At 40.3% G+C, this 13229-nt stretch carries 11 protein-coding genes; 5 read left to right on the top strand and 6 right to left on the bottom strand.

Features of this window, described 5'->3' with window-relative positions; all coding sequences use genetic code 11:
- Both nadE and NKMY2_RS07670 read right to left on the bottom strand, forming a co-directional pair.
- Positions 1-348, bottom strand: a 348-nt coding sequence (gene nadE, locus NKMY2_RS07675; protein ID WP_042686780.1) for an NAD(+) synthase, incomplete at its 3' end; no start/stop codon positions are given.
- Between the two features lie 37 nt (positions 349-385).
- Entirely contained in the window at positions 386-688 is a 303-nt protein-coding gene (locus NKMY2_RS07670) for a Rieske (2Fe-2S) protein (protein WP_042686778.1), read from the bottom strand.
- Between the two features lie 106 nt (positions 689-794).
- Here NKMY2_RS07670 and NKMY2_RS07665 point away from each other — a divergent pair, with 106 nt between their 5' ends.
- From NKMY2_RS07665 to NKMY2_RS07655, 3 genes are read left to right on the top strand one after another with little or no spacing between them, the layout of a single operon-like run.
- Positions 795-2033 (top strand): adenosylhomocysteinase, encoded by a 1239-nt coding sequence (locus NKMY2_RS07665; protein ID WP_042686776.1) that lies wholly within the window; start codon positions 795-797, stop codon positions 2031-2033.
- A 34-nt stretch (positions 2034-2067) separates the two neighbouring features.
- The gene (gene metG / locus NKMY2_RS07660; RefSeq protein ID WP_042686774.1) at positions 2068-3714 is read left to right on the top strand and encodes a methionine--tRNA ligase; all 1647 of its coding nucleotides are present in this window, start codon (positions 2068-2070) and stop codon (positions 3712-3714) included.
- Positions 3701-4450 carry a DUF726 domain-containing protein gene (locus tag NKMY2_RS07655; protein ID WP_177316534.1) on the top strand — a complete coding sequence of 250 codons (750 nt, stop codon included), beginning with the start codon at positions 3701-3703 and terminating at the stop codon, positions 4448-4450. Before metG ends, NKMY2_RS07655 begins: the two co-directional genes overlap by 14 nt.
- A 13-nt stretch (positions 4451-4463) precedes the next feature.
- Here NKMY2_RS07655 and NKMY2_RS07650 read toward each other — a convergent pair whose 3' ends face one another.
- The 3 genes from NKMY2_RS07650 to NKMY2_RS07640 form a co-directional block, all read right to left on the bottom strand.
- Positions 4464-6776: a zinc metalloprotease gene (locus NKMY2_RS07650; RefSeq protein WP_157832494.1), complete on the bottom strand. Its 2313-nt coding sequence runs from the start codon at positions 6774-6776 to the stop codon at positions 4464-4466.
- Positions 6777-6939: 163 nt separating this feature from the next.
- A complete protein-coding gene (locus NKMY2_RS10320) occupies positions 6940-8769 on the bottom strand; it encodes a hypothetical protein (RefSeq protein WP_157832493.1) in 1830 nt (609 codons plus the stop codon).
- Positions 8766-9488 carry an adenylate/guanylate cyclase domain-containing protein gene (locus NKMY2_RS07640; protein ID WP_052347619.1) on the bottom strand — a complete coding sequence of 241 codons (723 nt, stop codon included), beginning with the start codon at positions 9486-9488 and terminating at the stop codon, positions 8766-8768. Before NKMY2_RS07640 ends, NKMY2_RS10320 begins: the two co-directional genes overlap by 4 nt.
- A gap of 283 nt (positions 9489-9771) precedes the next feature.
- Between NKMY2_RS07640 and NKMY2_RS07635 the strand changes: the two genes are divergently transcribed.
- Positions 9772-11154 (top strand): nucleotidyl cyclase domain-containing protein, encoded by a 1383-nt coding sequence (locus NKMY2_RS07635; RefSeq protein WP_238549807.1) that lies wholly within the window; start codon positions 9772-9774, stop codon positions 11152-11154.
- 15 nt (positions 11155-11169) lie between these two features.
- Here the strand turns inward: NKMY2_RS07635 and NKMY2_RS07630 are convergent, their stop codons facing one another.
- Positions 11170-11973: a helix-turn-helix transcriptional regulator gene (locus tag NKMY2_RS07630; protein ID WP_042686784.1), complete on the bottom strand. Its 804-nt coding sequence runs from the start codon at positions 11971-11973 to the stop codon at positions 11170-11172.
- A 306-nt stretch (positions 11974-12279) separates the two neighbouring features.
- Between NKMY2_RS07630 and NKMY2_RS07625 the strand changes: the two genes are divergently transcribed.
- The gene (locus NKMY2_RS07625; RefSeq protein WP_177316533.1) at positions 12280-13197 is read left to right on the top strand and encodes an EF-Tu/IF-2/RF-3 family GTPase; all 918 of its coding nucleotides are present in this window, start codon (positions 12280-12282) and stop codon (positions 13195-13197) included.
- The last annotated feature ends 32 nt before the right edge of the window (positions 13198-13229 follow it).

Raw genomic sequence — 13229 nt, 5'->3', positions numbered from 1 at the left:
CCCGAGCGATTTCTCTTCAGGCTCTACAATGTTTGCAAACTGTGAATGAATCAGACTGATGTCAATTAGCTTGTAATCTAGTCCTAGCTTGTCGACTATCTGCAGCGCATCTTCTGTCTCTTCTTTTGGCGAAACTCTGCTGTCTGGCATTAGCAGTGCGAGCGATTTTTCTTTAAATGATTTTGCGCAAATATGTGCGACTACTGCAGAGTCTATCCCGCCACTCAGGCCAAAAACCAAACCGCTTGCCCCTGCCTTTGCAATGCTTTCCCTGAGAAACGATTCTACGTTGCTTTGAATTTTGGCATAGTCTTGATTGGTTATCTCGTCTAGAACTTGCTTGTTCACTAGGATTTGTTTGAAATATTGATTAAAAATTGTATTGTTAGATGTCGATGTAGATTCCGTCGTTTCTTGCCTCTACTTTGTAGGTTTGAAGCTTTACTCCCTTGAGGTAGTCTTTGAGCTCGCCAGTCTTGATGTTATAGTGCCAAAAGTGCAGAGGGCATTCCACAATGTCTCCGTCTAGTGCGCCTGACGCAATCGAGGCGTCCTGGTGTACGCATATTGCGTCGATTCCATGGTAGCCGTCCTGGTTGAAAATTGCGATTTTTTTCTCGTCCACTTGGAACTCTCTTCCCTTGCCGCTTGCGATTGCTCCCTTTTCGGCTACTTTTTTCCAGGCCATTATACCGGAGTCAATCGTTGGTAGTTATTTAGATTACTGAGTTGGGGGGTCGAATTACAAAGCAAACATGATAAGATTTTTTAGTACTGAATCTTGCGGTACCATGTTGAGCAAAGTAAAGGATCCTGAATTGGCAGAACAGGGAAGGACTTCGTACGAATGGGCAAGGGATCACATGCAAATTCTAAACAATACGATTAACAGATTAAAAAAGTCACAACCATTAAAGGGGCTTACAATTGGGTTCTGTCTTCACATTACAAAGGAGACATCCGTGTTGTTGATGGGCGCAAAGGAACTTGGGGCAAACGTTGTGGCGTGCGCCGGAAACCCGCTTACCACCCAGGACGACATTGCCGCATTTTTGGCATCTGAGGGAATCCACATCTATGCTTGGGGAAACGAAACCACCCAAGAATACGACTGGTGCATTGACCAGGTGCTTGACCACAAGCCAATCATACTTACCGACGACGGTGCGGACATGAACGTAAAGGCGCATTTTGATAAAAGATACAAGACAATGAAAATTCTTGGCGCAACAGAGGAAACAACTGCAGGCGTCACAAGAATCAAGGCAATAGAAAAGAAAGGAAAGCTACGATATCCCGTTATTGTGGTAAACGAGGCATACACAAAACACATGTTTGATAATAGATATGGAACCGGGCAGTCCACCATTGACGGATACCTTCGTGCAATGAACTTGCTTTTTGCATCAAAACGAGTCGTGGTTGCAGGATATGGCTGGGTTGGAAGGGGAGTGGCAGAGCGGTGCAGAGGAATGGGCTCAAAGGTGATAGTTACCGAAGTTGACGCAGTAAAGGGACTGGAGGCACACATGGATGGCTTTGAGGTGATGACGATGTCTGACGCTGCAAAAATTGGCGATATCTTTGTCACATGCACTGGCATGACAGATGTCATTAGAAAAGAACACCTGCTTGCAATGAAAAGTGGTGCCGTGGTTGGAAACGTTGGACATTTTGATGTTGAAATTGACAGTGACTTTTTGCTAAACCAGTCAAAATCCACAAAAGAGGTGAGGCCAAACCTTGACGAATGTGTTCTGAAAAATGGCAAGAAAATTTATCTGATTGGAAAGGGAAGGCTGGCAAATTTGGTTGCAGCGGAGGGCCATCCGCCTGAAGTCATGGCGCAGTCATTTTCAAATCAGATTTTATCAATTCTGTATATCATAAAAAACCACAAAAAAATTGGAAACAAGGTGATTACTGTTCCAAGTGAAATTGACACTCAAATTGCAATCGATGCACTAAAGGCATTTGATGTCAAGATTGATTCACTAAACAAAAAGCAGCTTGCCTACAGAGAAAACTGGTAAAGATTCTTAACATACATTAACGAAATTTCAAACATTGAGAAAAAGAGCAATCATCACAAGCGCACTGCCATACGCAAACGGCGAGATTCATCTGGGCCATGTTGCATCGACATATCTTCCAGCAGATGTGACAACTAGGTTTCTCAAGATGAACGATGTTGAGGCGTACTATATCTGCGCATCAGACGACTTTGGCACTCCGATTATGATCCAATCCGAAAAGGAGAAAAAAACCCCACAGGAATATGTCGCACACTGGAACAAGCGTGATTATGATGACTTTACTGCGTTTGATATTGCGTTTGACTTTTTTTACCGTACCAGCTCGCAGGAAAACATCGAGTTTGTCAGGTATGTTTTCAATAAACTAGTAAAAAATGGTCATATTTACAAATCTGAGATAATCCAGTTTTACTGCAAAAACGACAACAAGTTCCTGCCTGACCGGTATGTCACAGGAACGTGCCCGTACTGCAAGGCAGACGACCAATACTCTGACTTGTGCGAAAAATGCGGACGGGTTCCTGAGGAAATTGAAAATCCAAAATGTGCGATTTGTGGCGCCCTGCCGGTAAAGGAAAAAACAACCCACTATTTCTTCAAGCTGAAAACCTTTGGGGACGCATTGTACAAATGGCTTGACGAAAACCAAAACCTGCAAAAGGACGTAAAAAAATACGTGCAAAACTGGATAACATCCGGACTTGTTGACTGGGACATCACACGCGATATCTCGTGGGGCGTACCGGTGCCGGGAGACGAATCAAAGGTCTTCTACGGCTGGTTTGACAATCACCTGGCATACATTTCTACTGCAGTAAAATTCCTAAATGACAAGGGGATTAACGGAAAAGAGTTCTGGAATTCTGCTGACATCTATCATTTTATTGGGAAAGACATAGTGTATCACCACTACTTGTTTTTGCCTGCAATGCGACTTGGCATAGACCAGGAATACAAGCTGCCTGATTTTATTCCGACACGCGGGCATCTTACATTACAGTCAAAAAAGATCTCAAAGAGCAGAAACTGGTATATTGGACTAAAGGAATTCCTGGAGTTTTATCCTGCGGATTATTTGAGATTTTATCTGGTATCGATAAACCCGTACTCGCAAGACGACCTGAACTTTGATTGGGACGACTTTGCAGTGAGGATTAACTCTGAATTAATTGGAAATCTTGGCAATCTGGTGAATCGCGCACTTGGGTTCACAAAGAAAACATTTGACGGTGAGATCCCGTCGCCTGACGATTATGATGACAAGGACAAGGACGCCGAGGCAAAAATCATGGGCCTTGCATCTGAACTGTCTGTGCTGATGAACCAAAATCACCTTGACCGTGCACTGAAAAAAATCATGGAGTTTTCCACGTACTTTAACCAGTATTTCCAGCACAAGGAGCCTTGGAAGAAGGGGCCTGGGACAAACACGTGCGTGTTTTTATCCGTAAACGCTGTGCGCTCCATAGCGATAGCACTGTATCCGTTCTTGCCAAAATCGTCTGAAAAAATCTGGCAGCAAATCGGACTGTCTGGAACGGTATCAGAAAAACAATGGAATGAAATTTCAAAAATTGCAGTAAACCCGTCTCACAAGCTGGGAGATATCACACCAGTCTTTGCAAAAATTGAAGAAGAAGACATCAAAAAGCGAAAAGAAAAATTTGAAACAAAGTAGGATTCCTAGAATTTCCACTCGCGGATTTTATGATTTGGGTTCTGGCAGGAAACTAAAAAATAAGTCATACGATCTGTATCCAAAGAAATTTTTTGAAACGCTTGGAAATGTGCCAGAAATAACAATAATGATTCATGGTTTGCGAAACAACAAATCTGGCGCGCTAACAAAGTTCTCAATTGCTCAAAGTCGCCTAAAACAATTAGGATACAAATATCCTGTGGTTGGGTTTAGCTATGACTCTAACACGAGGGGAGTTCAATACAAGTCCTGTGAGAAAAAAGCAACAGATGTTGGCCGAATCATAGCAAGAAAAAATGGTCATAATCTATCAAAGTTCATAATTGACATCAAGAAGAAATTCCCACATCTAAAAATCCGATTGATGGGTCATTCTTTGGGATCTGAGGTGATACTTCATGCGCTTGCAAATCTCAAGAACAAAACTGGGATCGTTGATAATGTTTATTTTTTTGGGGCATCCATACCGGCTGATTCTATCACTCCAAAAAAATTTGGCAAAATACTGCAAAAAACAGTAAGGCGAAAAATCATAAATTATTACAGCCCACAAGATGAGGTTCTAAAGTATGCTTATGAAACTGGGTTGATTAAAATCCCTCTTGGATATCGTGGCGTACAGCGGAAATCCGTGCCTAAATATGTACAAAAAAGGGTAATGCCAAAAAATCATAGGTTTGTAAGCTATGTATCTTTGCTTATGTCATTTCACTAACTTACTTTTGTTGTTACCATCCCTTCGGCATAGTACCACGTGGATGTGTATCTTTACCTGATTGGGCATGCTCTTCTTTATATCCGCCTTTGTCTCCATCTCCGGAACGTTGCCCATGTCCGCCACTCTTTGCCCACTTCCATCCAATTACAATTGCCACTATGATTGTGATGACGACCAGTATGCTCCAAGATGCGACTTGCATGTAATCAATTGTTGCATGAGGTTCTGTAATTACATGTGCATTTGGTTGTACCGTCGAAGCGCGTTGGTATGATATGATCATATCGTCAATATAGTTTGAAGCTTCATTATATGCGTCTGGCGTTAGTTTAGACTTTAAACTTTCTTTGAGATTTTTTAATTGACTAATTATCTTTTGTAATGATCTAGCAGAATTTTCATGAGACATTATCGAATTTTTGATTTCGTTAGTTTGTGTGAGTATGTCCTTTTTGATTTGTTCTGTTCCTTCCTTGTCTGATTTGTAGATTTGGTTGTCCTTGATTGTCATGCTTGTTTCTTTAAATTTATTTCCAACTTCACTTGTTGCTTGAGTATTTGTCAGTTCATCGCCAACAGTTTTCTCATTTAATTGGATTGGTGTGATCTGAATTGATTTTGCGTCAAAATAATCATAACGAAGCGAAATACCTGTTCTTCTACAATTATCGATGTCTAGATTCAAGAAACACTCTAGTGCTGTTATGCGTGACATCCTTTGATTCCGAACGTCATTTATTGTAATTTCCTTAGAGAAATCCCCAAAGCCTGTTTTTGCATTCCCGTTATCATCTACTTGTATACCTACCCCAGAAGACCAATATTCATACGGTCCTTTATTGAATGTGTAGTTAACATTTGACCAATCGTTATAACTGGTATATCTCTCGTTACTTGTGGGGTTTGGACATCCATTCAAATTATTTGCATCGGCGCTTACTGGCATGCTATCGAATATGCCGTCTCTATTCCAATCTATCTTATTACCATCAGCGATTACAATTTGGGGAATTTTGTTGAGCCCAAACACCATGCGCGGCGAACCTGGTACTGGCGTGACTCCATTTTCGTCTAATGCAGTCTCATTTAACGGAACTATCGTTGTTCCGTTTATCGATGCCCAAGAATAATCTAATTCTCTGTTACTTATAAGAGTACTAAACTGTCTTGAATAACTCATAACGCTAAGATAATTTGGTTTACAGTTTACCAAATTGACTGTAGGATCTGTTTGTAACTTGTTGCGTGGTCCGCCATGATCGAGATTCAAATTATGTCCTAATTCATGCATAAAAGTTCCGGCTTGCTCGTCCTCACTTCCAATTTGATCCGTAAATGTGCCTAATGATATCATGAAATCATTGCCAAGATTTTCAGCAATCCCTGATGACTTTATGTCTCCTGCAAAACTATGAACAAATAAAGCATAATGAAACGCTTGTTTTTTTAGATTCCAAAAATCTGGTTGTGATCTCTCAATAACTGTTCCATGCCATCTTTCTTTTATTTGATCAAATCCTGCATTAGTTGGAAATCTGCTATTAGAGCCCGGGAATTTTGTAGTTTCTTTATGATTAATTACATTTTCATCGATCTGAACGTGTAAGTTTACTCCTCTATCTGCAAATCTATCCATTACTTGCTCAATTGCACTTAGCATTGGATCGTGACCATTCATGTAATCTACTTCAACATATACATCCGGTTTATTTGGATCAGGGCAACGCGGATCGCATGGATATGTATATGTGGTAGATCCAGAAGTAATTTTTAATCCATCCTGAGTTTCCCATTCATTACACAATCCGTCTTTATCAGTGTCATTCGACCCAGTTGTTGGGTCGATGGAGTTACATGGGATGATGGATACGTTGTACTTTTTTTGTAAATACTGATCACTAAAACTTGCATTCACCCTATCTTGTATTGATGTTGTCCTAGTCTGGTCGTTAGGATTTGTATATGTGGCGGTAAAATCATTTCCTACAGCTGCTCCCAAATCATTTTGACCTGGAATTCCTGTGAATTTAATATATTTTAAAACAAAAATTCCCGTGTTGTCTCTTTCTCTTAATACAATGATATTGGATGCCCCGCTATTCAAATTTCTGAGTGTGACATTTATTGTGTCACTGCTAATACTATCATCTGCAAGTGCAAAATCTCTCACCGTAATTACCAAATTATTATCGATTACTGGCGGTCTTTGATCAATAGTTATTGTCGGATTGGGAATGAAGGGTTGGCCGTTTGCGTTTTGATGAATGATCAAAAAAGAAACTAAACTTAGAAAAATAATTGTTAAAAAAATCCTTTGTTTCAACGGATATGCATTATTTTTCTAATATAAAAAAATGTTTTATTTGTAAAACATTCATAATTTTATTATAAAATATGAAAAATTTTTATTATTTCTGTATTAAAATAATAATTTATTATGTAAATAATCTGCGTTTTTCATATCCTGCTACTTTCTTGAACATTGGCTAATCTTCTATGGTGTGAATACAACATTTTTTCAGAATTTCTTCTGCACGTATACTTTCAAATGTTTTATCAATTTGTAGTTCTTTATTATCTTGTCTTGATACATAATTAAAAATGGTATCTTGTGGTCTTTCTGTCAACTCACTGTGAATTTCTTTTCCAGCAAGAATTTTCTCCAACATGAATTGCGCTAGTAGTTCTTGACTCTCTTTGTATATTGAAAACATATCATTATGTCTATCATATCCATGAGATGTAATGGAATCGATTTTACCAGCAGGCTTGTAATCCATTACCCATTCTTTGTTAAACGTCCAAGTGTTGCCATCTCCGTCTACCGCTGTATTCATGCCTGTCTCAACGATGTGAATCTGATTGCCTTTGTAAATCCCAACATGTTCACGTGGGGGATTAAGTGATTCACCTGTGATCTCAATTCCATCATTGTAATAGTTTTGCCATGCATTATTGTCAAAATCCCAAACATCTGTTGCGACTATGTTGAAATCAAGCGGTGCTCTGAACGTATGATAAATTGTAACTACTTGACATTCTGCAAATGTGAACGGATTGCACTTTGAAGTCGTTGTTTCCACACGAATATCCTGTAAAACATTTTCTGGATCGTAGGTGGAAACTACTTTTTCCCCATCATCGGTTGTATCTAGTGATATTGATGCTTTACTTTCATCTAAAATCTGTCCTTTTCCAAGTCCGAATGCTAGTTCTACATGTTTAATGTTGCTTATTCCTGAATTTTCATAGATTCTAAGAACTGCTTTGTTTTCACGCCCCACGGTGGATGTTACAAGTGGATAATGTGTATAAAATAACATGACGTCTACAGGATGATCATTGTAGGAAAAACCCGCGTCAACTAAACGTTGGTAGGTATCGTCCACACCTAAGGTTGGTGGCGTGCAATCTCCTTTACATCCACTTCCAGAACTTGATGAGCTTGAAGCAATTGCTATTGCATCTACAACCAAGCTTGGTGCTACTAATCCACCTCCGCCCCTTCCAGGACCAGGATATGCGGATACTGTAAAAGAAACGGGAGCAAGTCCTGTATACTCCGCTGTCACACTTTGACCAACCTCTGCGGATATTGCTCCCTTAAACAGACTTGGACTTGGATTTGGAGCGATCATTCCGTTTGCACGACGTCCTGCAGTCGTGTCGTCTACTGTAATGAAATCTCCAGCTGTAGCAGCTAGTCTATTGGTAGGTTCATCGGTTGTTGCTCCAAAACTTATTTGTGCAGTATAGGTTCCCGTGTTGGATCCAGTTTCTGTAAAAATTGGAACTATGCCAAATGAATCTGAGTCTGACAAAATGACAATGCTTGAATCTCCGTTGATTGTTCCAAGGCCAGGTGTGTCTGAAATAGTTATGGTTGCTGTATCTGATAGTGAAATGACATCATTGCCATTCATTAAAGCTAAGTTGGTATTTTCATAGACGCCTGGACTGACTTCATCAAGGGTCAAGACAATTCCCACACTATCCACACTAGATGTAATTCTGACCTGCACAGTTCCCAGACCTGCAGTATCAGTAACTCGAACTACTACTTGTGTACTTCCAAGGCCTGATGGATCTGCTGTTCCAACATTTAATGAAAATGGACTGCCTACCCATTGGATGGTAGCAGCATATGCATCTGGGACTGTAACTAGCAAAACACAAGAAACTATCAAAATTATGACTAGGGACTTACTTTTAATTGGAAAACTACAGTTGATTTCCAACACGTTTCCTTGCCGTGATCTATATGTGGTAGGTTCTATTTCCACTTTTGGTATTATTCTGTGCCTGTGAGTACTCAAACACTTTCATCCTTTCGTAATCGCGTAAGTTGATAGACTGGATAGGAAAGCTTGAATCCAGCCGAATACCCTTTGATTTCTTTGAAGGCAACTCCATCAATCTGTTTTGCAATATGGTACAAGTCTCCACCTGCAACAATTCCATTTTTTTCTGCACAGCGGTTTATCTTACTACACATGTTTACAGCGGGACCAATCATGTCAAGTGACTTTGAATCACTCGCCTTCATTGGAATCACATGTCCGTAATCTATGCTTATTCTGTAATCTACACCTGGGAGCCCTTCTTTTCTCATTTGGCTGCACAGGAACTTGTGAGCATCTATCATGGCTAGGCTGCACTCGAGGCATTTTGCAATTGCCGACTTGTCTTGTATTGCAGCTGTTTGTGGAAAGCAAAATAACAAACAGTCTCCAACGTTTTTGATCACCCTGCCATCGTACACTTCGATTATCTTTGACATCAGGTTCAAAAAGTTCTGATAGTATCTTGACATCTTTGACATTCCTAAACTTGCAGCCATCTTTGTGGATCCAACCATGTCTACAATGCCGATGCAATATCTGACTGACTTTTCAGAAAATACCACGCAATAACTAGACGGACTTGACTCGCTTTCCTGCTCTTGAATCTTTTCTTTTAGGAATGCCTCCGGTTCAACAAGAGAGCCGCTGAAAAGCCTTGCAGTATCTGACTTGGCTGTCGAGATATCTATCATGAGTATGATGTATTGCTTGCCAAAGATATGATCTGTTTAGCTGAAAATGAGAAAAGTTAGCTAACTTGTATAATCAAAAAAATATGTTTTTGCGATGATTAGTATGTATGATTGAAAATTTGACTTTACAAAAGGTGAGTTTAGGATGACTGGAAGAGGCAGCGGAACAATACTGTGATCTGGGCATAAATTGGCTATCTGACCAATTTTTCATGCGTAAAGATCTGTTTAAAAATCTGATCTGAGCACTTAGGGTACGGAAAATAACGCAAAGCTGGTCACAGTGGCTAAAATTCTTGGGTTGCTAGAGGAAAAAGGCAAAAACAAGGACTGGCTACTTGCTGAATTAAAGCGGCTAAAAATCAAACTTGCTATTTCACCGACAACTAACAGTTTTGAAATACTGCAGACGTGTCCCGCTAAGACCATAAATCACATACATGGCTTGCTACAAGATGATTATTCTGGAATAGAGGAGATTAAAACTCAGACAAAAACCCTTCATTGGTTCTTTACTGATATAGTTGGGAGCTCAAATCCGAACATTTCTACAAAGTCACAGATTCGAAAAATATACCAGCTGTATGCATACATTAGAAACACCGACGTGTTCAAGCGATTGGGAAAAAACTCCGTCGTCCTGCCGACTGGAGATGGGATGGTTATGGGCTTTGAGGATAGTCCAGAAACCCCCCTGAGGCTTGCAATACAACTCCACAAATCCCTTGAGAAATACAATAAATCAAAACCCCCAAATGACAAAATCTACATCCGAATAGGAATTGACACCGGACCAGTGTATTTTATCAAGGACGTTATGGGCAATGACACCGTTTGGGGCCCAGGAATCATACTGTCTAGGAGATTGATGGATCTGTGCGGACCAAATCAAATTTTTGCATCAAGAAAAATTGGCGATGATATAAGCAAGCTCTCTTTAGAATACAAGGCAATACTGCATCCAATTGGCGACTATGCGATAAAACATGGGGAGCGTCTCTTGATTTACAATGTGTATGGAAAAGGCTTTGGAAACAAGGTTGCCACTAAAAAAGGCAAAGTGGTTGAAAAACCAAAAGAGGATCTTTTTGCAAACCCGATAAAATTCGAATTCAATAAAGTTGAGATACGACTTGATGTACTGGACGAAAAAACCATGATGACACACCATACTTGGATTTGGGATGTCAGCAACAAGACAAAAGAGCCGCTAAGCCAAGTATACTATGACATTGCAGGAGACGTCCCAAAGGATTTTGCTGATCTTAACGTGTCAATTAAGGATGAGAAAAACAACCCACTGGAAATAATCAGCCTCGACGTGAACAAGCCGCATGAGAAAAAGTTCAACGTAAAGCTTGCCAGCCCAATTAGGAGAAATCAGAAAGGACGTCTTTTGATACTTGAATATGACTGGGAGGAACCTGAGCGTGTCTTTGAATATGGGTTTTCAGCAAAATCAAAGAAATTCAAGTACGCCTTTAGCATTCCAAAGAAAGTTCCAATAAAAAACATGGTCCTAGAAGTAGTTCCCGGGCTTGGCATCAAAAAACGAGCTGACCCGCCTCCCACGATTAGGTACTCAAATGACAAGACTCTGATAGAATGGGAAACAAAAGACAGGCAGACGATAAGCCGGTTCTCTGCCTACGAGTTCAAATGGTGACATCTGGTAAAATTGTTATGCTATCTTGCTTTCCTGAAACGCGGTTGCATTCTTCCACGATTCATTGAAAAAATCAAAACACCACTCGTGAAATGATTTATCTGAACTGTATAGCATTTTACTCATGTCTGGTTCGCCTTCGTTTGTCGGAAAGCTCAGACCAGCTTCGTTTTCGTTTAGCACCATTGCGATTTTGACGTTTTTCATCATTTTTCTCTCCAGTGCACCGCTTTTGATAAATTTGGAAAAATTGAACTTGCTTAGCAAATCCCGCCTTTCTTTGGAAACTACCATGTCCTCAGAAAAGATTGATTCGATCTTTGTCTTGTTCTCAAGCTTGTTTTCCAGGATTTTCAGGAGGCCCTCGTTGTACGGAATCTCAATTAAAATATTGTAAATGTATTTCTTGGAATTTTTGTAAATGTTTTCCCATTCCTCCATTACCTTGACGTAGCCTGTGATCAGTTTCGAGTCTGCAAGCGCACCTATTCTCTGAATGTATTTGGTAGGAATGTCCATCAAGTCATGGGATTCAAAGTATTTCTTGTTTTTAATCATGAAACTAAACGTTGGAATCTGGGTACAGATTATTTTTCCGTACAATGTTAATTCATAGTTCCCGTCGGAATCCTTTCTGACAAATCCTGCCTTTTGCAGCCTGCTGAAATTTCGGTGCACTTCGGCAGCAGTGGCATCAAGCCGTCTTGCCATGTTTGACAAGTTGGATTTTTCTGTATTCAACCCCAGTATGATGTTTAGCCTTTGCTCGCTTGAAATCTCAAGGAATTCTGGCGCCAGTATTTCTGAGTCAATTGCCATTACCGTGCTATCCATGATAATACATCTAAGGTTTGCTGCGCTCAGGATTCCGGCCAATTCCCGCTACAAGTCTGGCAAATTCCTCTTAGTCCCCCATATCTGAAATCCTCGACTATCGTGGCGTTGGGTGAGCCGCAGCCTTGACACCTAGTCTGCAAGTGCTTCTCCATTGCTGGTATTAAGGCCAAACCTCGTTATCAATTTCTATTTGAATAAAAGCTAAAAATTTAACATTTCAGCTAATGCTTGCCTCAAATTCTTAATCATTGGCGTTATATTCTAATTATACTGATTTTGACTCTGATCATGAAGTCGGTAAACTTTGTCGTATTGGGTGATCAGGAGATAGCTGCCCAGTTTGGCAAAAAAGGAACCGCCACCGATATGACGATGTATGACAAAAAAGAGCTCGGCGCTATCAGGACATATACTGCCCCAAACGGATTTCCAGAAAAAGTCCAGCCGCTCTTGCAGACTATCAATCTGGCAGAATATGTGGTGTTTTACGTAAACAAGCTTGACAAATTTGTAGGCGAGCAAATTATAGCACTAGACATGCTAAAGAAAAAGCACGGAGTAATATCACACACGTACGATGTGGATGAAAACATGCTAAACACGATGATAAAAAATACCGTATTAGAAAACTACATCAGAACCACGCCTGATAAAATAAAAGAAGAACTCGACAAGTTTGAGCAAATCTCAAAAGATGGAGCGGCGCGAATAGTAATTGATCACTGCTTTGACGTAAAAGGAGTAGGAACCGTAATTCTAGGCAAGGTAGAGCAGGGGAAAATAAAACAATATGACAATCTCAAGCTACTTCCTGCGGGAATCGACGTCATGATAAAATCAATTCAAATGCACGATGACCCTGTAGATGAGGCAGTGTCGCCTGGCAGAGTCGGCCTTGCAGTAAAAGGCGTCACACCAGACCAGGTAAGTCGCGGAGACATCATATGTGTGCCCTCTACAGAGCAGGTATCTACTGAAATTGAGATTGATTTTGTGAAAAGCCCCTTTTACAAAGGAGAGATTGCGCAAAACCAAATGTGTTTGGTAAATATCGGCCTTCAAATCAAGGCTGCCAAGTTTGCCTCAATTAGCCCACTAAAACTCACACTTGACAAGCCAGTCGTATACAACAAAGGAGATATCTGCGTAATTCTCAAGCCTGAATCTCAAACGATTAGGCTTTTGGGCAGCGGGTCAATACGATAGATTATTGCTTTTCTAATATCTTCAGCAAAAAA

This window comes from Candidatus Nitrosotenuis chungbukensis (genome assembly GCF_000685395.1).
Classification (GTDB): Archaea; Thermoproteota; Nitrososphaeria; order Nitrososphaerales; family Nitrosopumilaceae; genus Nitrosotenuis; species Nitrosotenuis chungbukensis.
This window is presented reverse-complemented; position numbering and strand designations above follow the sequence as displayed.